The sequence below is a fragment of the Pseudaminobacter soli (ex Zhang et al. 2022) genome, assembly GCF_014595955.1.
GTDB classification, from domain to species: Bacteria; Pseudomonadota; Alphaproteobacteria; order Rhizobiales; family Rhizobiaceae; genus Kumtagia; species Kumtagia pseudosoli.
This window is the reverse complement of sequence record NZ_JABVCF010000003.1, coordinates 386,063-408,057: the sequence shown is the minus strand read 5'-3', so window position 1 is coordinate 408,057 and position 21,995 is coordinate 386,063. Positions and strand designations below refer to the sequence as shown.

The window sequence follows — 21,995 nt, the reverse complement described above, 5'->3', positions numbered from 1 at the left end:
GAATACTGGTCAAAAATGCCGCAGGCAACCCTGCCATAGCGTCGCACACTGAAGAAAACGCGCCAAGGCAGCGTCCGCTCAGAAATAGCGGCGACGCGAGCGCTGCTCGGCGAGTTCCCGGATCGCATCGCGGCACTCCTGCAGACTCGATCGGATCTCTTCGATCGTGGCCTCGGATTTGGACGCATTTGGCTCCACACGCTGATGCCGGGGGGCAGGGCGCGGTTCGGTTGCACGGTATGCCGGAGCCGCCGCCGGGCTGAAGGGATAGGGCGATGGCGGTTCGGTCATCGCATGCGGCCGGTACCGGGCTTCCGCTGTCGGATGAGGATTGGTCAGGGGCTGACCCGGCGCCGCGGCCGCATACAGCGCGCCGTCGGAGTGATGCAGGTAGGCATCCGGCACCCCCGCCACTGACTGAAGCGGTTGGGACCGGCGGCCCTCGACAGGTTCGGCGAATGACGGGCCGGCGGTTTCAACCGGATTGTCCTGGTCGAACATGGTCACCGGACGCCGCCGTCGGCGCAATAGTCTCGTCCGTTCGGTGCCGCTGAGCCGGTCGCGCAGGCCGGCCGCCGTTCCGCGCACGACACCCAGGCCCACGCCGGCCAGCAGACCAAGAAAAGTGCTGGCGAGCACGATGGTGCTTCGCGACGGAGGCTCGGATTCGAGCGGTGGGTGCGCCTTCGAAATGACGCTGATGTTGGCGCTGTTGATGCCCTGCTGCTCGCCGGTCTCGCGGGCCCTGAGAAGGAAAGACTCGTACACAGCGCGCTTGGCCGTGGCATCGCGTTCCAGCTCGCGCAGGGTCACCATCTCGTTGCTGAGATTGCCCTGGCGAACCTTCAACTGCGCGAGACGCGAGGACAGTTCCTGTTCCAACTGAACGGCGCGCTTCAGCTCCGTTTGGATGGATCCCGATATGCGCCTGATCTCCGCCTCGATCAGGCTGCGCGCCCCGGAGAGTTGGGATTGCAGCGCCTGCAACTGCGGATGCCTCGGTCCGAGTCGCACCGACAGCCGGTCGACTTCGCCCTTCAGCGCCGAATACTGCGCCCGAAGCTCCTGCATCGAAGGCGACGCGAGCTCTTCCGGAAGCGAGCCGGTCAGGACGTCGTTGGCATTCGCGCTGCGGGCCGAGGCGGCGCGCGCATTAAGCTCGAGTGTGTGTGCGCGGGCGGTGGCAAGCTGGTCGTTGAGCTTGAGGATCTCGTCGTCGGTTATCAACCGGCCCTGAGCGCCAATAAGGTCATTCTCGGCCTTGAAGGTCTCCACGGTGCGTTCGGCGGCTTCGACACTGGCGCGCAGCTCGTCCAGCTTGGAGTTCAGTTCGGTTGCAGCGCGCCCGGCCGCATTCGACTGGAGCTGGCCGTAGCTCTCGAGGAACACGTCGGTCATCGTGTTGGCGATGAGGGCGGATTTCTCCGGGTCCTGAGTGGTCACGCCCACGCCGATCACGAAGGTCTTGCCTCCGCGCTGGACGTTGAGTTTTTCGTGCAGGTTCGTAGCCGCCAGCGCGTAGCGTCGGCCTGGATCATCGTTGCCGTCCGAGCGTGAGAGCAGCGAAGAAAGGAGGCCCCGTAGGCTCAGTCCACCATCCTGGCCATTGAACTCGGGATCCTGGGCAAGATTGAGCCTGTCGATCACCTTGGAAATGACGGTGCCGGAGGTCAGGATCCGCACCTGGTTCTCCACGATGGCGAGCGTCGCCTCGTTGGAGATGCCGGACTGCGTCAGCTCCCGCTCGACCAGATTGAGGTCCCGGGGGTCGGCGAGCAACTCCGCCGCCGCGTAATATTGTTTCGGGGTGTTGAGTGCGACCATCACACCGATCAGCGCTCCCGCGACGGTGCTGGCCAGGATCAGCAATCTGGACCGGACAATCCCGCGCAGCACCACCGCCGGGTCGATCAGGGGCTGCCAGATGCCGCCGCCAGGAGGCGACACGACTTCCGATTCGGAGACCACCGCAGCGCCGGGCAGGGGGAGGGAGGTCGATTGGGTCGAATGCAGGTGAAGGCTTGGCGTATTCGCCCTCAAGCCAGACTCCACTGGGAATCCTGACTCGCCGATTTTGCCGTGGTGGATCGCGCCCGCTGAGGCCTCTTTGCCGGATTGGCGGGCGTCTCTCGAGCGGTCGTCTTCGACGGTTTGGGAAATTCTTGCTTTGGCCGTCCAGGACGCACGCGCTTTGGCGGCTTGTTCCGTACGGGCCTCAAACCCTGGCCCTGCGGCCGCTTCGGACCGGTGACTAGGGGCAGAGCCAGCCTCACTGCGCCCTGTGAGATTTCCAAGCCAATTCGAGGCGCGATGCGACCAGCTTGTCGGATTTTTCGAGGCGTCTTCCTCGCGGGCGCTCTCCAGAGCGGCGAGCAGCGGGGTCTTCTGTGACACTCTGCGCGAGCGCGGAAGCCGATCGCGCGTAGCCGGATTCCGCTCTGCTCGCGCTTGGGCTACGGCATTTTTCAGCCGCGAGTTCGGGGGCGCAGACTCGGTGCGCAGCCTGTCCGCGAGCGACAGCAGGGAGCGCTCGTCAGGGGGGCTGTCCTTGTCGTCCCGTTCCAGCATCGATTTTCACGCGAGTTTCTACGGATCGCGGGGGTGGATGAGCGAGCCGTTAAGTGACCCTAAACACCCATAGGTAACAGAAGGTTAATTCGTGCAAGCGATAGGCCGCGCCAGTCGATTCCAAGTCGAAACTTGGTTTGAACGCCGGTTTAAGCATTCGCCGCTACATTCGCGGCGATGACCAGTTCCTACGACAGCCGGCCGCGGTGGCGGCTGGCGCGCCTGACCTCGCTCGTCCGGGAGCGTCGCGCGCTGCTGCGCGACTATCTGGCTGCGATCAGTGGGTCGGCCGGGCGCCTCGTCTTCTCGCTTGCCTACTTCATCTTCCTGGCGAATACGCTTCCGCTCGCTGATTTCGGCATCTTCGCCGCGGCCTCTGCCGCCGGCGTGATGCTGTCGCGCATTCTCAGCTTCGGCTTTATCTCCACGCTCTACCGTGTCGCGACGGTACGGCCGTCACTGATCGGCACCTTCACGGCAGGCTTTCTGCTGCTCTCGGCCCTGTCGCTTCCGGTGCTCGCCGCGGCGGCAGGGCTCGTCTACCTGCTCTTCTTCGAAGGCTCGCTGCTTATTTCGGTGTTCGCGCTCATCATCGTCGCCGAGGCGCTGTTTTGGCGGCCCGTCGAACTGGTCATCATCGTCAACAACGGGCTGGGCTTCTTCGGGCGCGGCTCGCTACTCACCATCCTGGGTACGGCGGCTCGCGCGCTTGCGGCGATCCTGTTCATGCTCCAGGCGGACCCGTCGCTTGCAACCTGGTCGGGGTACTATCTCAGCGCCAATCTCGCGGTCGCGGTGTTCGCCTTCGCGATGTTCTATCCGCGCCAGCGGCTGCGGCTGAGAGGCCGGCTCTACTGGCGGCGCTTGCCTGATGCGCTCTATGTCGCCGGCGCCGAGGTGCTCTTCTACCTGCAGATGGAGTTCGACAAGTTCATCGTGCTGGCGATCGGCGGGGCGAACCTTGCTGGCATTTACGCGGTGATCATGCGGCTGGTGGACCTCACCGCGATCCCGATCCGCACCTTCACGATGATGCTGGTGCAGAAGATGATGCGCGCACCCGCGCTATTGTCCAACCTCAGGCTGAAGGCGGGGATCGAAATTGGCGTGTTCGTCATCTCGACCGCGGCGCTTATGTTCCTCGCCCTGGTCCTTCATTTCTTCCCCAACGCGCTCGGCCGAAACATCGCCCAGGCAGCGGGGCTGGTCTCCTTCGCGTTGGCGATTCCGGGGCTGCGCAATCTGGTGGAGTACCATGCGGAACTGCTGTTCGCGCGCGGCCAGACAGCGCTACGCGCCCTCAATCTGGCCCTGCTTGGAGCAGGAAAAGCCATCTTGCTTGCGCTGCTACTCCTGCACAACGAGGAGCCCGCTGAGCTTCTCTGGATGCTCAACGGTGCCTTCGCGCTGCTCTATCTTGGTTCGGCAGCGCTGACTTATTCGGCCCTGAGGCTGCCGGCCAAGCGCATCTGACCGCCGCTAGCCGCCCGCCACCAGCCTGCGGATGCGGGCGATATCGGTGCCGATGAAGGACTGGATGCCGATCGCGACCTCAGTCGGCGACATCCGCTCCACGAAGGTGCGGAATTCGGCGTCGGACATCGGTTTGCCGTCCCATTGGACGCGGCAGAATTCCTGGGAATCGTGGAAGTGGCCCTTGCCGCCAGTAATATCGTCGACATAGCGCCCGTAGGTCAGGCACTCCGAAAACCGCCGCGCCCTGCCGAGGGCGGCGACCCAATGCCGCCCGGTGATCTCCTCGATCCGGCGGCACATCGCCTGCACGGTCGGTCTATCCCAGGCGATCAGGGTGGTGATGTAATCGTGGCCATCGCCGATGCCCGGTTTTAGGCCGAGCGCGCTTGCGGCATTCGTCGACCATACTCGGTGCTCGTCGAGACCGCCGCCCAACAGCGCGCCGTCGCGCCGGAACAGCCTGGTTTTGCCCGAGCGCCGGAAGCGCGAGACATCGAACGGCTTCAGGAAGGCCACGTCGGAATCGCAGAAGACGAGCATGTCCTCTGCGGCATGCGCTGCGATCCCGATGCGGCGGAGCTGCTGCACATGCCATCCGCGCAGCGGCTGGGTGCGCAGGCTGAGCCAGATCCGTCGCCGGAACCCGCTCAAGGGATCGTCGAAGGCGCGCAGCCAGCCGGGCAGGAGGTCGCGCTCGTCCACGACGGTGCGCTTCGAGGACTCAAGCTGCCTGAAGAGGGGAACGTCACGCCCCTCCACCAGGATGTAGTGATGCGTTATGCCTGTGACGTGCCGGTCCGCGGTCTCGCAGAGCAGCCGGCATCGCTCGAAGTCGGGCGCATAGCTCGCCGTCACCAAGGCGGCGCGAAGCGGTTCCCGCTTGCCGCTGCCTACGCGCTCTCCACCAGCCACGGGCGGAACGTGTGTGTTCATGCCTCCAGTCTTTGCATCGCCTTCTCGCGAAGCACCCGGGCAAGGAAGAGGGGATTGCCGAGCACATACCGGCGCCACAGCCGGCTCGGCTCGATCGTCAGTCGGAAGACCCACTCCAAGCGCATGCGCCGCACGAGTTCCGGGGCGCGGGGCACCGCGCCGCTCATGAAATCGAACAGCGCGCCGACCGCGATCGGAACCGTGCAGTGCTGGGGCGTCAGGTTGCGGGCGATCCAGAGTTCCTGGCGCGGAACCCCCATGGCGACGAGGAGGACGTCCGGCCGGACGGAAGCAATGCGCTCCAGGATCCCGGGTTCCTGCTGTGGCGTGAAATAGCCGTCGTTGATGAGCACGAACCGGTGCTGGGGCGCTTGCGTTGCGAAGTTGCGCACGGCTCCCTCGACGTTCTCCGGCTTTGCCCCGATCAGCCCAACGGTGAGCGGCGCCGGTGCCTGGCGGAGGAAGCCGGGCACGAAATCCGTGCCATTCAGGTTCGCCGGGAACGGCGCGCCATGAAGGATCTTTGCGGCGAGGTCGACGCCGATTCCGTCTGGCAGCACGAGAAACGACCTGAGCGCCGCGGCGAAATCCGCGTCCGCCACGGACAGGTTGGCATTATGAGCATTGAGAAATGTGATCTGCGTAAAACGCCTTTGTTCCACGATGGTCGTAAGCAGCCTGAACGCCTCGCCGCGTGGAATGCTCGCGACGGGTATGCCGAGGACAGCTTTCCAATCACTTACGCTTATCGCGAGGAATCTTGCGTGTGTGTTCACGCGTATGCCCCCACCCTCGTCGGCCGAAGCGCGTCGAGGCCCTGGGCGATAGCCCGGTCGAGCGCCGCCAATTGCGCCCTGTGGAAGCCGCTGCCATCCACGACGCGTGGCTTTCCGGCCGCCATGTTCCGGAGCGCTGTGGCGAAGGCTGCGGGTTCATCCGCAACTACGCAGTTCTCTGGCTTGTAGGCGATTCCGCGCAGGGCACTCGATGTCGCGACCGACGGAAGGCCGAGCTCGAACGTCTCGATGGTTTTCAATTGCACGCCGGTACCGCCGCGGCTGATCAGAGGCACGACCTTGCCGGAGCGCACGAAGTTATGGGCATCCTCGACGCGGCCCACGAAGCTGACGCCGGGATGCGATGAAGTCATGCCCGCCGGCACGGCACCCGCAATGCGGATCGTGAAGTCATCTGGCAGGTGGGGCGCCACTTCGGCGAGAAACCATTCGAGCCCGACCCGGTTCGGCTGCCACGTCCAGGTTCCTATAAGAGTCGCATCGCACGCGATTTTGGCGGCGGGAGCCGGGAGCGCAGAGCGCGTCACCAGCGGCAGGGCTGCCGAGCGCTCGTCCGAGGGGACGCCGAGCGCCGCGCGATCTTCGTCCGCAAGCGTGTAGACGAAGCGCGCCTTGCGGCACAGCCGGCTTTCCAGGCCGCCCAGAAGCTGCGCCTCGCGGCGATAGAGCAGCCGCTGGAATGCATCCGGCGCGGTGCGCGCGTTCTGCTGCGCCGACTGCGCTTCGACATTATGGGCGACGAACAGGAACGGCTTGTCCTGGAAGCACGGCTCGAACGCACCGGCCAGTTGCACGGAGTTGAGCAAATAGCCGTCGACCGGCCCCGCCTTGCGGATCGCAGCCCGCACCTCATCAAACCCGATGGTGCGGAGCTTGGCGGACGATGCGGTGAGACCGGATTTCATTGCTTCCGCCAGCCAGCGGACCTTCTGCATGGCCGAGGCACTATCGTTGCGCACGTCGACCTCGCCGAGAACGATCGTCTCGGCGGGATTGGACGGCTTCCTGCCCGGCCAGGTGAAGCCGAGGATGGTCACGCGTACGCCAGCGCGCCGCAGCGCGTCGACGATCGCCTCGTTGGCGATCTCGTAGCCGGAGGCGAGCGAGCCGTCGGGCACGATCGAAGTTGCGAACAGAAGATGCATTCCGGAATTCCGAATCTTCCGGCAAGCTGATGACAGCCAAGGGTTGATAAAGACCCCACATCATCGTTCAATTGTTCACGATTGCTGATCGCCTGACGTTGGAAATCGCGCCGGTGTTTAACGAACCCTTATGGGCTTCGGTGCGATGAGATCGGCGATCATCGGAGACTAGGCTTTCTCTTTGTCCACTGCAGTCACCATCTCCGCGGTCTTTCCGTCCCTCGACCGGGACGCGATCGAGATCGCGATAACCGTGCCGACGTTCCGCCGCCCGCAGCAATTGCTGGCGACGCTGGCGTCGCTTGCCGCGCAGAGGACCACCCGGCGCTTCGCAATAGTCGTCATCGAGAACGAGGCGGAGGGCAGGGAAGGAGCGGAAGCCGCGTCGCCTGCGTTTCTGTCGGGATCGCTGCAGGGCCTCGTCATTGTCGCGCATGAGCGCGGCAATTGCTGCGCCTACAACGCCGGTTGGCAGATCGCGCTGGAGCAGTTCCCCAACCTTCGGGCGATCGCCGTCATCGACGACGACGAGATCGCCGATCCGGACTGGCTCGACCGGCTGGCCAATGCTGCGTCCGACCTTGGCGCCGACATCGTAGGCGGTCCGCAGGTGCCGGTGTTCGCCGAACCCTCGCACGCGCGCTGGGCAAGCCATCCGGTCTTCGCCCCGCCGTACCGGCAGACCGGGATCGTCCCGGCGCTCTATTCGTCAGGCAACCTGTTCGTGACCCGTCCGGTGCTCGACGCCATGGAGCGGCCCTTCCTCGACCTGAAGTTCAACTTCATGGGCGGCGGCGATTCCGATTTCCTCAGTCGCGCCTCGCAGCGGGGCTTTCGGCTCGCCTGGTGCGTGGAGGCGATCGTACGCGAGGCGGTCCCGGCCCGGCGGGTGGAGCGAGACTGGATACGTGCGCGCAGTCTCCGCAATGGCGTGATCTCCACGCTGGTCGAGAAGAAGCGCCGTACCGGGAAGCCGTTCGCGAATGCCAGGGTCGTGCTGAAGAGCCTGGCGCTGCTGGGCGCCTCTCCCTTGCGTGGCGCCCTGCGCCTGCTGAAGACGGGTTCGGCTTCTATCGGCATGTACCCGGTCTATGTCGCTGCGGGTCGGCTCATGGCCGAGTTCGGATACGCCAATGAGCAGTATCGTCAGCCCGAGAAGAACTGACCGGCAGTCGCTGCCGCAGTTTCTCTCTTCGCCGCACCTGCCGACGGCCATCGCCAGCGTGCTGCTGGCGATGCTGATGATCTCGTTCCAGCCGTTCCAGCCCGCCGGCTCGGGCGAGACGGGCGGCAACATCGTCAACCAACTGGGTTACGGTTCGCTGGGCGCAATCTCCATCCTGGCTCTCGTCGTCTACGCCACGCCCCGGGTGATGTCGGCACTGTTCAGCCCTTCGTTTCTGCTGCTGATTGCTTTGGCGATGCTCTCTGTGTTCAACGCCGCCGACCCTCCCTCGGCCATGCGGGCCATGGCCTTCACCCTTATCGGTATCGTGACGATGGCCGCGGCGCTTTCCATCCCGCGAGACGCAGATGCGTTCTCGCGCGCGATCGAGGTGGCCGGCTTCGTGGTCCTGGCGCTCTGTTATGTTGGGCTCGTGCTTTTCCCCAACGAAGCAAAGCACACGGCCGACTCGATGGAGCCGGAACACGCGGGCCTGTGGCGCGGGGTGTTCACCCACAAGAACGTCGCCGCACCCGTCATGGCCTGCCTGTCGTTCTCGGGGCTCTACCTGATGCGCCGCGGGCGCAAATTGCCGGGCGCGATCCTGTTCGGGCTGGCGATGTTCTTCATGCTCCATACGGGCTCGAAAACGACGGCCGGCCTCGTTCCGGTGGCCATGATCGCGGTTGCCCTTCCCGGCCTGTTCGGCATGCGGCCGCTGACCGCCCTGCTGTTCTGGCTTTCCGTCGCTGGCACGGCGCTCGGAACGCTTGGCGTCGTCTTCATCGAACCGTTGCGGGAGTTCGTTGCCTGGAACTACCCCGAGCTCACTTTCACCGGGCGCACGACGCTCTGGCGGTTCGCCGGCGAAATGATCATGCAAAAACCCTGGACCGGCTATGGCTTCGAGAGTTTTTGGGGCACTCCCTTCATGGAGACCGTGAGCAAGCCCTTCGACGCCGAATGGGACATCCGCGGCATCGTCCACGGCCACAACGGCTATCTCGACGTTGCCATCCCGATGGGCCTGCCGGCGCTCGGCGTGGCGGTCTGGGCGTTGCTCGTCAGTCCGGTCATCGACTATCTGCGGGTGCCGCGGCTGCGCGAGAACGTGCTGATGGGCGATCTCTTCATGATGATCCTGATGTTCACGGCGCTGAACGCCTTCCTGGAGAGTTTTTTCTTCCGCCGCGCCGATCCCGTCTGGCTGTTCTTTGTCTTCGCACTGATGGGGCTGAGGCTGGTCGCCCGCTTCCCCGTCACTGGGCGGCGACCGGCGCAGTGACTCCACCGTGCTCGCGGTGGAGTTGGACTTCCACGCTTGGCGCAGGGTCAAATCGCCGATAGAGCAGTGGCTCAGGATTTGGATCGGCTCTCGGCGGATTTCAGGATGTTCAAGGTTTTGCTCGTCGGCTGCGGCAACATGGGTTACGCCATGCTCGAGGGCTGGCTGAAGTCCGGCCGGCTCGCGCCCTCGGATGTGTTTGTGGTCGAGCCGAGTTCCGACCTGCGTTCGCGCGCGGCGGCGCTGGGCGCGGCGACCGGCGCCAGCGCGGCCGAACCCCCGGCGGACGCTGAGCCGCGGCTTGTGATCTTCGCGGTCAAGCCCCAGGTGATCCGCGATGTGACGGCCGATTATCGGCGGCTCGGGAACGGTAGCACGGTTTTCCTTTCGGTCGCGGCTGGAACGCCGGTCCGGACCTTCGAGGAGATCCTCGGTGCCGAGACGCCGGTCGTGCGCTGCATGCCCAACACGCCCGCCGCGATCGGAAAGGGCATGATGGTCGTGTTCTCGACGGAGCGCGTGCCCGCGTCCGAACGCACCTTCATCAAGGACCTGCTGTCCGCCAGTGGCGCGGTCGCGACCATAGAGGACGAAGGATTGATGGACGCGGTCACCGCGGTGTCCGGTTCCGGTCCGGCCTACGTCTTCCATTTCATCGAAAGCCTCACAGCCGCTGCTGAGACCGCCGGTCTGCCTGCGCAGACGGCGAAGCTCCTCGCGATGCAGACCGTGCTCGGCGCCGCCAGCCTGGCGGCCGAGAGCCCCCATGACCCGGCTGAACTGCGCCGTCAGGTCACGAGCCCGAATGGGACCACGGCGGCTGCCTTGTCGGTGCTGATGGGTGACGACCGGCTGAAGAAGCTGCTCACCGAGGCAGTGGAGGCAGCGCGGGCGAGGTCGGTAGAACTGGGGAAGTAGGCCGCGACCGGTCGACCGCGTCCTAACCGTACAGCATCTCGTCCTGCATCTTGCGCAGGCAATAGAGCCGCGTCGTCGTCTCCGGCGTGGAGTTGTCGGCGGTCAGGAGTTCGCCCTTCTTCACAGACTTCAACACCTTGCCGCCTTCGAGCAAGCCCACGGGCAGGGCGCCTTTCGCGCGCGCATCCGACACCGACATGGTCCAGGAGCGGTAGCAGGTTTCCCCGATCGCATCGAGCGTCTCGCCGGCTGCAAGGTCCCGCTTCGCCAGCGCGCAGACCTCCGCCACCGGTTTCGGCAGCGGCACCATATCCGGTTTGCCGGTGAGCATGATGCGCGCCGCCGTCAGCGGCACCTCGAGCGACGTCAGATGATAGGGCCGGAAGAAGGCGTAGTAGGGCCCCTTTCCAACATGCAGGTCGTCCATCCGCTCGATGATGCGCGGATGCGTCGCCTCAACAATAACGAACACGCCGGGCGCCACGCCCTTGCCGATCGTGTAGTCGACCACGCCCTTTCTGTTGAGGATGCCGCCGTCCTCGCGCGGGATCAGCACGCGCGCCAGTTCGTCCCGGTCGGCTTTGGGGCCGTGCAGGCCCGGTACATCCGGGACCAGCCCCGTCGCATTGGCGATCGCTGCCATCTCGACCATGGTCTTGGAGCCGTCCACGAACTCCACCAGCATGCGCGGGTTCATGTTCCGGCGCTCGGCTTCCTCGCGGTATTCGTCGGGAACGGCGTCGTGATTGAGCGGGTTGTTCTTGCCCTTGCCGGCGGCGACGATCCTGTAGCCGAGTGCGGTGGCGAACTCGATCAGTTCCATGCACGAGGACGGCTCATCGCCGGCGCCCACAGAATAGACCACGCCGAGCCGGTCGGCCTGCTTCTTCAGGTAGGGACCGATCGTGACGTCGGCCTCTACATTCATCATCACGAGATGCTTGCCGTGCTCCATGGCGAGCAGGTCGAAATCGGCCGCCACCCCGGGCTTGCCGGTCGCGTCGACCACGACGTCGACCAGCGGATTCTTCACCAGCAGTTCGTTCGACGTGATTGCGATTTTGCCCGTCTCGATCGCCTGCGTCAGCTGGGTGTCGTTGCCGGCCTCGGCGGCCTTGGCCTCGTCTCCATAGGCGATGCGGATCGCCGCACGCGCGGTGTGCGGCCGCCGCGTCGAGATGGCGCAGACCTGGACCCCCTTCATCAGCATGCATTGGGTCACGAGGTCGGTGCCCATCTCGCCCGAACCGATCACGCCGATGCGCACCGGGCGCCCCTGATCTGCGCGCTCGGCGAGTTCGCGCGCCAGCCCGGTGAGGGCGATTTGGGTCATGAGCCGCTTTCCCGGTCGTTGTTTTCGTCAGGGCTGATAACGCCCAATGGCCCTGCCATGTCAACGCCGTTCACGCCGCAGGCGTGTTCAAGAAATTTTGGAGAGGGCTGGCTCCGACGAGGTGGGAGAGTCACCGACGGATTCTCGGTCTATCCGCGGTCGAACCGGGTTCCGCCGTACCGGGCTGCGGTTTGTGGCCGTGACGCACCAACTATTGATCCAGGACACTTCTTATGAACTCCGCGCGGGCTTCGAGCGTCCTGTATTGCTCGCCGTCCAGATCCAAATGGCGAAATCCGGGAAGCCCTTCCTCGTGAGCGGCCGCCATTTCCTGATATTTGCCTATCGATCGATGCGGCCGTCGTGATTGCAGAACGGGTACTCCCTCTACCAACTGGACGACATTGGCGGAGCAAATCTGGGTCCTAGCTTTGCAGCTACTTTGGTTGGAACTGCTCCCGGCGATCGCGATACTGCAGTCATCTTTTCTCCGATCAAGAATACCCAACGACCATCCGTACAGACGAGGCGCATGCCATATCATCTTCAATGACGCGATGTTCCATCATATCGCAGGCAAAACCTAAGTTCCGCGTATTATTCATTCATGGAAAGCCGACGTTCTGTGCGATTGCTATATCGAGGCGAGGGTGAGTGTGCGTGGCAGCCAATGTTGCTGATGGCCGTCTGATCACTTTTCGGATCGATCCTAATTGATCTAAAGGAGGTGCTGAGCAATACTTCTTTTGGGTAGGTCGAATCTACTCTCCGCCGTAATTCGCGAGGCGTCGTGTCCTGCAGGGCGGCGTCTGATGGTGCTCAACTGTTCTCAGCAGGGAAGGGCGGTGGCGTCGCGATGGTGGCCTGTCGCACAGGTCCGGCGGAGGGTCGTCGAGGCGGTCTTGGAGGTTGAATGGTCGTCAGCAGAATCGAGGAATTTCCGCGGATCGCCCTCATCGGCTGCGGGCGCTGGGGGAAGAACATCGCCCGGAGCCTGTCTGCCGCTGGCGCCTTGGAATTGATCGTGGATCCCTATGCGGATGCGTTGACTGGGCTGGCCAAAGACCTGGGTGCGCGGCTGAGCAACAAACTCGCCGACGCCTTTGCTCCACATATCCGCGCGGTCGCGATAGCTGCTCCCGCGGTTCAGCACGCTAGCCTGGTCAGGCGCGCCCTGCTCGCTGGCAAGCATGTCTTCGTGGAAAAGCCGCTTGCGATGGACGTGTCAGAAGCTGAGGAGCTTGCTGCCTTGGCAGACGAGCGCGAGCTTACCCTTATGGTCGGACACCTTTTGCAGTATCATCCGGCGTTCCTGGAGCTCTGCCGGCAGGTTGAACGAGGGGCCATAGGGGAGGTCAGGCACGTCAGTTCGAACCGCCTTAATCCGGGCGCCATCCGGATCGAAGAGAATGCACTCTGGAGCATGGCGCCGCATGATTTCTCGATGATCCTGGGTCTTCTCGGCGGCTACCCCGAAGTTGTGGATGCACTGGCCGTGCGGGTGGTCGATCCCATGATCCCCGACCAGTTCTTCGTCCACATGCGCTTCGGCGAGTTCGTGACGGGGCAAGCCAACGTCTCGTGGCTTTCGCCCTACAAGGAACACAAGCTGACCGTTCTTGGCACGCGCGGGGCGCTGGTGTTCGAGGACACGGTAGCCGATCCTGAGCGCCGCCTGCTTCTCTACAGGGACTATGTCGACGCGCAGGGTCGTGTACCGGCCTTCGTCAAGGGGCCGGGGGAACCGGTGCCTTACGAACGGATCGAGCCCTTGTTGAACGAGATGCGATGGTTCCTCGATTGTGTCGAGGCGAAACGGAGACCTCGTTCCGGGCCGGCTGAAGCGATCCCTGTCCTTAGACTGCTTCGCGATGCATCCGCCGCCGCCGGGCTCGCGGTTGCATGAGCCTGCACCGGCTGAGCGAGTTCGAGGGCCTGGCCGGATTGAAGGTGGTGCGCGACAGTGCGTTCGCCGTTACCGGAAAACTCTCGACGCCACTTGATGATCTTTGCGTACCCCTTCGCTCGGAGAACTATCTCGGCGAGGTGAATGGCAGCGATCGGGTAGCCGCGGTCATCACTACGGTCGCGCTTTCGGAAGGCGTAGATCCGCGTCTGGGGCTGGCAATCGCCGCGGACCCGGATGCGGCGCACAGCGAAGTCCATGCGCAATGCGCGAAGCTGCGTGACAAGGAGTTACGGGCGATTCCGAACAGGATCGATTCCAGCGCCGACATCGATCCTGGAGCCCACATAGCCCCCTATGGCGTGGAGATCGGGCCGCGCTGCTATATCGGCCCGGGAGCGGTCGTCCGTCCAGGTACCGCCATTGAGCACGACAGCATCATTCATTCGGGGACATCGATTGGGGGCCCGGGCTTCAATACCGGTTTCATCGGCGGCCGGCGGCGCATCGTTCCACAATTGGGCGGCGTCAGGGTCGGGCCGTTCGTCGAATTGCTTTCGAACTGCTGCGTGGCCCGTTCTTTGTTCGGCGGCAACACGGTCATCGGCGAAGAGACTGTCGCCGACAATCTCGTCTACATCGCGCACGATGTGCAGATTGGCCGCCGTGTACAGATCTGCGCGCTGGTCAATGTGCTTGGCCGCACCGTGGTGGGTGATAGTGCCTATCTTGGCCCTTCGGCTGTGATCCGTAACGGTCTTGAGATTGGCGCCGGCGCCAAGGTCAGTATGGGCGCGGTCGTGACCGAGAATGTGGAGCCGGGGGCCACTGTGACAGGCAATTTTGCGATCAGTCACGAGCGCTTTCTCGCCCGTCTCCGGACAATCCGGAAGGAAGATCCTTAGGAATTCATCGATCGTCGCGTGGCGGCCGCGATGGGGGACACGATCCGTAACACGACCGCCTTGAGAGTCTCTGTGAATATCTCGCCATCGCCGCTGCTCTCCCTGTGCAGAGGATCAGCATCAGGATGGTGATAATGGGTAGGTGAGCGGAAAGCTTGAGTACTCGTCATCATACGTCATTGTAATCGTTACATTGCAGACTTTGCGCTCGAGGCTGATGATGTTACAGGCCGTCTGGGAACCGCTTTGGCAACCTTGAAAGTGGGTAGGTTTCGATGCTGACCCGTAGGGGCGATTTGGATATCGCGGGTTTGACGCGAAGATGGACTTCCTTACCCCTGTCGGCTCCCCAGCAGATCAGGGAGGGGGCAGGTCTCGCCCTCGCTGTTCCTTGCGAGGATGGTGCGACGAATTTTGTACTGTCGGGCCGGCTGGCCACGGAGGGGGAGGGGGCCCGAAACGATCTGGTGATCGCGGTGCGCTTCCTGGACGCCGAGGGCACAATTCTCGATCCCGCATGCGAGGGTTTGTCGATCTCGGAGGGGACACGGCTCGGCCGCTATTTCTACCCGCTTCAAATCCTTAAACGGGGAGCATTTTCGAAAGAGTTTAGCATCGATGCACCGGTCGCGATGCTGGAGATCGAGATACTTCTGTGGCGACCTCAGACGACGGCGAAGTATACACTCGAGGACCTCAAGTTCCTGTCGACGCGATTCGATCGCCGCTTCGCCGATCCACCTGATACATTGCCTGAGGGATCGAGTTATGCATGGGCACTCTCTGAGATTGCTGCTGCCTCTCGCGAGGGTGGTCTAGCGGCGCTGGACATTGGCGCTCACGGCGATCAGGCCCATGTCACCACGCGCCACCTCGTCCAAGCCCTTTTGCCCGATGGGCGTGTCGACTGTGTTCGCGTCGCACAGGAGCTACGGCCCGACTTCCGGATGCTCACCCCAGGCGCGCAGGTTCTCGCCGGTGACCTCGGCCAGTTGCCGCGCCAGCGGCAATATCACCTGGTCAGCCTTTATCCGCATGCCTACAACTGGTCGACGATCGCTTCAGCCCTCGAAGCCATTGAACCTCTCCTGTACGACAGCGGATATCTGATCGTTGGCTTGGCTAGCAATCTTAGCGGCCAACCCGAGCACTTTCGCAAGCAGTTGCAGAGCCAATCTGGAAGCACTGAACTGTCCCTGCATACCGTGAGCGAGATACTCAAGGAGTCGCCGTTCGAGCCGGTAGGGCTTGTCGCGGCGATCGATAGGGAGCACGATCTCGACCCAATCCAGTGGGTGATTGCGCGCAAAAAGCGCGTATTCCTGTTGGTACGAGATACTCCGGGCCTTGTCGATTCAATCGCCCGGTCTGCTTGGGCCGATGCCGCAGTTGCAGTGGAGCCCATTCTTCGGAAGTCGACGTCGCACTCGCAACTGGCAGCATATCTCGGTCAGTACGCCCACCAGTTCGCCGAAACGGCCAAGATTGCTGGCGAGGAGGGACGTCAGGACGCCGTCCTTCCATGCCGGATGGCTGCAGCGATGCTCAAGCCGGAGTCCGAGGCCTATTCTGTCGAACTTCTCTCGGCTCTTCGTTCGGCAGGAGAGTACGAGTTCGCGGAGCGCTTTTGTCAGGCCGCGTTGAAGCGCTTGCCGGGTTCCTGGTCGCTACGCATGCAAGAAGCGCTTCTCCAGGCCGCGACCGACCGGGGTCTGGAGGCCAGCTTCACGGTCATGGAATACATTCGCGCAATGCCGCGCTTCAATGGTTCCATGCGCCGGAGCATCACTGTGGTGATGCGCGGCTTCGCGCATGAGTGTCAGCGCGCCGGCGTTGTGACGCCACATCCCCAGCCGCTCCTGCTGCCCGAGGTGGCGCTCGCCTACAATGCAGAGGTCGAGAAGAATGCACAGCGTTGGTACGAGTCTCCCCTCACCAAGCTGCTGGCGTTCGACAATATCCAGAGAGCCGCCGATCGCCGCGCGGCGAGGGCCACGCGGCATGCGCAAGGACGAGCCGCTCCCAGGCGGCGGACGCGGATCCTGTTCCTCTCCGGCGGCAACTGGAAGTTCGTCATCAACATATTGAAATATTTCGAGAACCACGACACGGGCTTCGATGTTCGTACCTACGACTTTTCCTCCACCGAGGAGTCGCTGGCGAAGGATCACCTGCACGAGATATTCGCTCCCGTCTCACTGGGGCTTGATCCGTATGAGGTTTGGAGGCGCACCGTAGAAAGTGATGCCACTCTGGGAGAACTCGTGGAGTGGAGCGATCTGGTCTTCTGCGAGTGGGCGGGCAGCCATGCGATCTGGCTGTCGCGCTTCCTGCCCGCCGACAAGCGGCTGCTCGTCCGGCTCCACAGCTACGAGGCTTTCTCGCAGTGGCCATTCTTCCTCAACTATGGCGGCATCGATGGCATGCTGTTCGTCGCGGGCCACATCCGCAGCTTTGCCGACAAGCAGTTCCGCATGCTGGAGCATGGCTTTCCAACTGCGGTGTTGCCCAATTTCAATGACATGTCGTCGTTTGCGAGGCCCAAAGCCCCGTCCGCCCGCCGGACGCTGGGGATGGTGGGGTACTCCAACATGAACAAGGACCCGATCTTTGCCGTCCGCGTTCTGGAGCAACTGCGTCGAAGAGATGCATCCTGGCGGCTGAAACTCGTGGGCCACCCGTGGAACGAAGCGGCTCTCGACGGCGCCGAACTCGCCTACTATCGCGAGTTCAAGGCGCTGGTCGCTGAGCACAAGCTCGAGGACGCCATCGTCTTCAGCGGCTACAGCAAGGATATCCCGGCGGTGCTGGAAGGCGTAGGATTCATCCTCTCCTGCAGTTGGCGAGAAGGCACGCACGAGGCCCTTCTCGAAGGCATGGCCACGGGTGCGGTTCCAGTTCTACGGCGCTGGCCCATGGTCAGCCCGTTCGGAGCCCCGGAGTCCACCTATCCCCGCCTGGAATGCTTCGAGACGGTCGATCAGGCAGTTGAGATCGTCACGTCACACGCCGGCGAACGGGAGTTCGCCGAGGCGTCCCGCAGAGCCATCGCTTACGCAATGGGCAATTTCGACGAGACGGCCGTGTTTCCGCGGTTTGCGGAGTTCCTGAACCTCGTCGCCGATCGCACGGGGATCGAGGAGGGCACCCGAAATGCATGATCCTGCGGCGCTGCGGCGGCTCAAAATCTACGCGCTTCACTCCAACCGGCCCAAACTCGGGAGCACGGCCGGCGATCTCATCAATGAAGGCCGTTTTCTCACCAGCCTCTCGCAGTTTGCCGATGTCTATTACAACGGCCAGTTGTTTCGGCCAGACCAGCCGGACTTTGGGCTGACGGCCGAGGAGATCGTGGTGCCGACCTCGGGCTATGATCTTTATTACGTCCGCAGCAATCCCGACGTGTTTGCTCAGCTTCCCCATCCGAAGATCGCTATGGCTTATCCCTATAATGAGACGGTCTTCCAGACGGCCGACGCGCTTGTCGTCACCACCGAGGCCTGGAGACGTGGACTTACGCCCTACTCGGAACGCAACATGTTCAGCGAGCCGATGCGCGAATGGTACGGTGTCGAGATCGTCGCTCCCAAGCACATCATCAACATCAAGCAGACCCTCGATACGCATTTCCTCCCGGAACCGGTCGAGCACGATGTGATCGAGGCGCGCGCGCGCATGACCTTCGGCAAGGCGATCGGCTTCTTCGGACGGATAGACAGCAACACTTTCCCGTACATCCTGCTGTCGGCCTACAAGGATGTGATCAGAAGCCACCCGGAGATAAGGTTCGTGGTCGGCGGCACAGTGCGCATCCCGCTGGACAGGGAGATCGTGCGCGTTCCGCGTATGCCGCACGAGCAGATGCCGGCCATGCTCACAGCCTGCATGGCCACAGCAACCGACGAGGGGAACGATTCTCGTTTCCTCGGCTCGGGCAAGGTGCTGGACTCGATGGCCAGGTCCGTCCCAGTGATAGCATACAAGTCTCCCACCCGTGTCGAGCAACTCGGGGACTACTATCCGCTCTATTACGAGGACGAGGCGACCTGCCGTCAGCGGATCCTGGAGGTCATGTTCGATGAGGATGTTCGGGCGGAGGCCAGGCGGCAGATGGCGATCCGTATCGAGCACTTCCTGCCTCAGGCCCGTGCACAGGCCATTCAGAAGGATTTCGAGGAACTGGTGCGCATCCGCAGCAACTCCGAAATGGCTGCCGAGACGCCCGCTCACAGCTCAATGAAAGCGGCGTGAGACTGGGCGAGCGTCTTCGGCAATGGCCTTGTCAGGCGCAATGACCGTGATGGAGAGTGATCTGCGCAGGATCGCCCGCCAAGCCCGCGACGCTCAGGCGGCCGGACGGCGCCGTAGGGCCGCCGCGCTATGGTCGCGCATCCTGTCTGAAACGCCGCAGGACAGACGGGGCGAGCCCTACTTCGAGGAGGCCTCCGCATACACCCCCGAGTTCGGGCGCATACTTGTCGCGAATCCGCGCCGGCGCATCTATCTGGCGGGATGCGGCCGCTCCGGGACCTGGTACGCGTTCGGTATCATGGGCACCTTCGCGGGGACGTATCTGGCCCCTGAGGAGCGCCATTTCGGCCATTTCGCCACGATTGCCGGCGAGTCGCAGCCGGTGCACATCGTTAAGCGGATTCACTACTCGCATCAGTTCCTGCCTGCCCTGCCTCGTCCGATCGGGCTGCTTTATGTGCTGCGCGACCCGCGCGATGTCCTGACGAGCGTCCACAACGGGACGGAATACTACATCTCGCTGGACCGCTGGAGCTTGGAGATGAAGGCGTTGCGAACCCTTCTCGACGCCGGGCGTCCCAATATGCTGACGGTTCGCTTCGAGGACCTCGTCCTGCAGCCTCGTCAGGAACAGGTACGCATCGGCGAAGCCTTCGGCCTCGAAATCGCTGGTGATCCGACTGCTTTTCATCAGAATTTCCGTGTCAACGAGTTCATCGAAAGGGCCATGCACGGCCTCCGCTCGCCCGACCCGTCCGTCGTCGGACGGTGGTGCCGCAATCCGGAGCACGTCGAGTACATCCGGCGGCTGATGCCCGCCATCACCGACACTTTCCAGCCGCTCGCGGATCGGTTCGGCTATGATCTCGCCCGCGATGTCTGACCGCAGGCCGAGACGCCATTCTAGGACCGGCGAGGCGTCGTGAGGCTTGCGGTCGCACCGGACGCTGTCCTCCAGAGCCGCTCAGCCGTAGGCAGCTACAGGCATTTCCTGGCAACCCTCTCGAGCCTTTGCAGTCAAAACTTGCTCATGCGGGAAGCTGCCGAGCGGGGCGGCTTCGGCGGCAGTTACGCAGTACGCCACGACGTGGACTACCATCTCGGGAGAGCCCTCCTGATGGGCCTCGTCGAGCAGGATTGCGGTGTCAGGTCGACCTTCTATCTCCTTCCGCCTGGGCATGGGGGAATACCTGCCAACTACTATGGCCGGCTCCGCGGCAAGGGCATCGAGCATGCGCCCACAATGATCGAGGCGGCCCATCGCCTCGTCGCCATGGGGCACGAGATCGGGCTCCACAACGACTTCATCGCGCTCTCGCGGATTACAGGCGTTCCGGCTCAGGAATTGATCACCGCTGAGATCGCCTGGTTCGCGGCTGAGGGAATCGCGATCTCCGGCAGTGCCGCGCATGGCAGCAAGTTCTCGCGCGGACTGGGCTACGTGAATTACGAGGTGTTCAAGGAATGCGACCGCCGGCTTGCGACGGTCTTCGTCGATCGGGAGGTCCCGGCAATGTATGGGCGGGAAATCGCCGACGGCTCTTTCCAGTTCACCCTGAATTCCGTCCCGATGGCAGATGTCGGGCTGTCGTATGAAGCGTATTTCATCGGGCCATGCTTCTACCTCATGGATTCTGGAGGCCAGATGACGATCCGGTGGTTCGAAGAGGGCCGCCCGATGGTCGAAACGATCGATGTCCTTGACGCAGAGCGGCTTGCCGATGCCTATGGGCGCTCGGGCTCGCCCGGAATCCAGGCACTAATACATGCGGATCATTGGCTTTTCGGCAGGACGGATGCCGTGGAAGCGCTCAGGCGCGCCGCGCCTAGAGAGCCGAAGCCGCCGCCGCATGCGCACATCCTTCCTGTCGCATATCTCGAGAGGAGCTTCGACGTCTTGAAGCATCTCCCGAACACCAGGCTCGTGACCTGGCGCACTTATGAGCCTGAGTGCGAACGGAAAGCCTCCGGGGCAACGCACGAACACGGGGTTTTGGACCGGCAACGAGAGGCGCCGACCGAGATCCTTGTTCAACTTTACGCCGGCCCGGAGCCGCAGGCAGTCGAACGCGTGCTGGCTGTCTGCCGGCGGCTTAAAATCCCCTACACGCTGTTTGCCTTTGCGCGTTGGCATCATCCCTCCTGGGGGCTCATTGAGCCCTATCCGCTCGACTGGACTGCCATCCGGGCGGATGTCGAAGCCGGATTGGGATGCGTCGGCTATCTCTACAATGCCATGCACCTCGTCGGCGGTGATCGAGCGGCCGCAGCCGAGGGTCTGGCCTCGGACATAAAAAGGCTTAACGATCTGGGCCTGCGCTGCCAGGTCATGGCGCCCTTCCCGGCTCAGCGCTCGCCGTCCATGCCTCCGCTGGACGAGGATGTCAGGAAGGCGTTCGAAAGCTCCGGCCTCGCTCGTCTCCTGGACGGCACGGGGGAGTCCGATACGCTATACGATGACGCTTTGCTCCCCAATCAACGGCGCGCGGGCGCCGACCTGAACCTCGCCACCTGGACAAAGGCGAATGCCAAGCCAGGCGCTCGGCTTTCTGTCAGTATCCACCCCCACTACTACGGTCCCAACCTGCGCCTGCCGGATCAGAAGGACCCCCGATGGATCCGCGCAGCGCGGGCGGCGTCAAACAAGGGCATGGCATGATCCTCTATGAGATTCAGCATCCCGGGTTCGAGCAGTACAATGCGCGTTACGAAGCCAAGGACCCGCTCTTTGCTGACGTAACGGAAGGCAACCTGGTCTTCATCAGAAGGCTCCTGGACCTGTTGTCATCTCGTGCCGAGCTTCAGGTGCTCGATATCGGCTGCGGTCAGGGATATTTCACGACGGCGATGCGGGAGCATCTCGAAACGCGCCGGACCGGCATGTCGCCTGCCGCGGTGATGGGGGTAGATGGGGCCGGGGTCGCGATCCGGCAGGCCCACGGGCGAGATCCGGCCACGCGCTGGGCCAGCGACACCCTCCAGCATTTTCTCGACACTCACGAAGAACGACTTCCCGGAGTCCGCTACGACCTGATCACCGACCGCGGCGGCACGACGGTCATAAAGGATGAGGCGGAGGCTGAGAGGATCGTCGAGCGCATCGGCAATCTGCTGAAGCCGAGCGGGTTCTACGCCTTCCTGGTTTCCCAGAGTTGGTACAAGGGAAACGGCACGGTAAAACCTCCGCACCTGCAATGGAGCCGCGACTGGATGTCGGTCCTCGGCGCGCGCTTCGACTATGCCTTCGATTTCTCCCGCGACGGCTTCCATCAGGTCGCCTATCTCAAGTGAGTCGGAGGAGGACGGCGCCGGA

At 63.3% G+C, this 21,995-nt stretch carries 16 protein-coding genes; 11 read left to right on the top strand and 5 right to left on the bottom strand.

Features of this window, described 5'->3' with window-relative positions:
• Window positions 1-78: 78 nt before the first annotated feature.
• Window positions 79-2,040, bottom strand: a complete 1,962-nt coding sequence (locus HUI96_RS07840; RefSeq protein WP_237684008.1) for a GumC family protein — start codon at window positions 2,038-2,040, stop codon at window positions 79-81.
• A 705-nt stretch (window positions 2,041-2,745) separates the two neighbouring features.
• On the opposite strand from HUI96_RS07840, the gene HUI96_RS07835 reads away from it, so the two are divergent.
• Window positions 2,746-4,041, top strand: a complete 1,296-nt coding sequence (locus HUI96_RS07835) for a lipopolysaccharide biosynthesis protein (protein ID WP_188254079.1) — start codon at window positions 2,746-2,748, stop codon at window positions 4,039-4,041.
• Between the two features lie 6 nt (window positions 4,042-4,047).
• On the opposite strand, the gene HUI96_RS07830 is transcribed toward HUI96_RS07835, so the two are convergent.
• Genes HUI96_RS07830 through HUI96_RS07820 form a run of 3 tightly spaced genes read right to left on the bottom strand, consistent with a single transcriptional unit; the run spans window position 4,048 to window position 6,919 of the window.
• A complete protein-coding gene (locus HUI96_RS07830; protein WP_188254078.1) occupies window positions 4,048-4,977 on the bottom strand; it encodes a DUF6492 family protein in 930 nt (309 codons plus the stop codon).
• Window positions 4,974-5,753 carry a WecB/TagA/CpsF family glycosyltransferase gene (locus tag HUI96_RS07825; protein ID WP_188254077.1) on the bottom strand — a complete coding sequence of 260 codons (780 nt, stop codon included), beginning with the start codon at window positions 5,751-5,753 and terminating at the stop codon, window positions 4,974-4,976. The genes HUI96_RS07830 and HUI96_RS07825 overlap by 4 nt, the downstream gene beginning before the upstream one ends.
• Window positions 5,750-6,919, bottom strand: a complete 1,170-nt coding sequence (locus HUI96_RS07820; protein WP_188254076.1) for a glycosyltransferase — start codon at window positions 6,917-6,919, stop codon at window positions 5,750-5,752. The genes HUI96_RS07825 and HUI96_RS07820 overlap by 4 nt, the downstream gene beginning before the upstream one ends.
• A gap of 181 nt (window positions 6,920-7,100) precedes the next feature.
• On the opposite strand from HUI96_RS07820, the gene HUI96_RS07815 reads away from it, so the two are divergent.
• The 3 genes from HUI96_RS07815 (at window position 7,101) to proC (ending at window position 10,287) form a co-directional block, all read left to right on the top strand.
• Window positions 7,101-8,084: a glycosyltransferase family 2 protein gene (locus HUI96_RS07815; RefSeq protein ID WP_210320074.1), complete on the top strand. Its 984-nt coding sequence runs from the start codon at window positions 7,101-7,103 to the stop codon at window positions 8,082-8,084.
• The gene (locus tag HUI96_RS07810; RefSeq protein WP_188254075.1) at window positions 8,053-9,369 is read left to right on the top strand and encodes an O-antigen ligase family protein; all 1,317 of its coding nucleotides are present in this window, start codon (window positions 8,053-8,055) and stop codon (window positions 9,367-9,369) included. The genes HUI96_RS07815 and HUI96_RS07810 overlap by 32 nt, the downstream gene beginning before the upstream one ends.
• 105 nt (window positions 9,370-9,474) lie before the next feature.
• Complete coding sequence (proC, locus tag HUI96_RS07805) at window positions 9,475-10,287, top strand: pyrroline-5-carboxylate reductase (protein ID WP_188254074.1); 813 nt, start codon at window positions 9,475-9,477, stop codon at window positions 10,285-10,287.
• A 22-nt stretch (window positions 10,288-10,309) separates the two neighbouring features.
• On the opposite strand, the gene HUI96_RS07800 is transcribed toward proC, so the two are convergent.
• Window positions 10,310-11,620, bottom strand: a complete 1,311-nt coding sequence (locus HUI96_RS07800; RefSeq protein WP_188254073.1) for an NAD(P)H-dependent oxidoreductase — start codon at window positions 11,618-11,620, stop codon at window positions 10,310-10,312.
• A gap of 913 nt (window positions 11,621-12,533) precedes the next feature.
• On the opposite strand from HUI96_RS07800, the gene HUI96_RS07795 reads away from it, so the two are divergent.
• From HUI96_RS07795 to HUI96_RS07765, 7 genes are all read left to right on the top strand, one after another.
• The gene (locus HUI96_RS07795; RefSeq protein WP_188254072.1) at window positions 12,534-13,526 is read left to right on the top strand and encodes a Gfo/Idh/MocA family protein; all 993 of its coding nucleotides are present in this window, start codon (window positions 12,534-12,536) and stop codon (window positions 13,524-13,526) included.
• A 44-nt stretch (window positions 13,527-13,570) separates the two neighbouring features.
• On the top strand, window positions 13,571-14,431 hold the full coding sequence (locus HUI96_RS07790; RefSeq protein ID WP_337918162.1) for a DapH/DapD/GlmU-related protein: 861 nt from the start codon (window positions 13,571-13,573) through the stop codon (window positions 14,429-14,431).
• Between the two features lie 467 nt (window positions 14,432-14,898).
• Window positions 14,899-17,592, top strand: a complete 2,694-nt coding sequence (locus tag HUI96_RS07785) for a glycosyltransferase (protein WP_188254070.1) — start codon at window positions 14,899-14,901, stop codon at window positions 17,590-17,592.
• Window positions 17,585-18,682: a glycosyltransferase gene (locus tag HUI96_RS07780; RefSeq protein ID WP_188254069.1), complete on the top strand. Its 1,098-nt coding sequence runs from the start codon at window positions 17,585-17,587 to the stop codon at window positions 18,680-18,682. The genes HUI96_RS07785 and HUI96_RS07780 overlap by 8 nt, the downstream gene beginning before the upstream one ends.
• Before the next feature lie 46 nt (window positions 18,683-18,728).
• Complete coding sequence (locus tag HUI96_RS07775) at window positions 18,729-19,565, top strand: hypothetical protein (RefSeq protein WP_188254068.1); 837 nt, start codon at window positions 18,729-18,731, stop codon at window positions 19,563-19,565.
• A 147-nt stretch (window positions 19,566-19,712) separates the two neighbouring features.
• Entirely contained in the window at window positions 19,713-21,341 is a 1,629-nt protein-coding gene (locus tag HUI96_RS07770; RefSeq protein WP_188254067.1) for a hypothetical protein, read from the top strand.
• Entirely contained in the window at window positions 21,296-21,973 is a 678-nt protein-coding gene (locus tag HUI96_RS07765; RefSeq protein WP_188254066.1) for a class I SAM-dependent methyltransferase, read from the top strand. The genes HUI96_RS07770 and HUI96_RS07765 overlap by 46 nt, the downstream gene beginning before the upstream one ends.
• Window positions 21,974-21,995: the final 22 nt, after the last annotated feature.

Bases quoted from the DNA above. Each gene is read 5' to 3' on its own strand.
- proC (WP_188254074.1), top strand. From the start codon at position 9,475: ATGTTCAAGGTTTTGCTCGTCGGCTGCGGCAACATGGGTTACGCCATG.
- HUI96_RS07810 (WP_188254075.1), top strand. From the start codon at position 8,053: ATGAGCAGTATCGTCAGCCCGAGAAGAACTGACCGGCAGTCGCTGCCG.
- HUI96_RS07795 (WP_188254072.1), top strand. From the start codon at position 12,534: ATGGTCGTCAGCAGAATCGAGGAATTTCCGCGGATCGCCCTCATCGGC.
- HUI96_RS07780 (WP_188254069.1), top strand. From the start codon at position 17,585: ATGCATGATCCTGCGGCGCTGCGGCGGCTCAAAATCTACGCGCTTCAC.
- HUI96_RS07800 (WP_188254073.1), bottom strand. From the start codon at position 11,620: ATGACCCAAATCGCCCTCACCGGGCTGGCGCGCGAACTCGCCGAGCGC.
- HUI96_RS07835 (WP_188254079.1), top strand. From the start codon at position 2,746: ATGACCAGTTCCTACGACAGCCGGCCGCGGTGGCGGCTGGCGCGCCTG.
- HUI96_RS07765 (WP_188254066.1), top strand. From the start codon at position 21,296: ATGGATCCGCGCAGCGCGGGCGGCGTCAAACAAGGGCATGGCATGATC.
- HUI96_RS07830 (WP_188254078.1), bottom strand. From the start codon at position 4,977: ATGAACACACACGTTCCGCCCGTGGCTGGTGGAGAGCGCGTAGGCAGC.
- HUI96_RS07820 (WP_188254076.1), bottom strand. From the start codon at position 6,919: ATGCATCTTCTGTTCGCAACTTCGATCGTGCCCGACGGCTCGCTCGCC.
- HUI96_RS07770 (WP_188254067.1), top strand. From the start codon at position 19,713: ATGCGGGAAGCTGCCGAGCGGGGCGGCTTCGGCGGCAGTTACGCAGTA.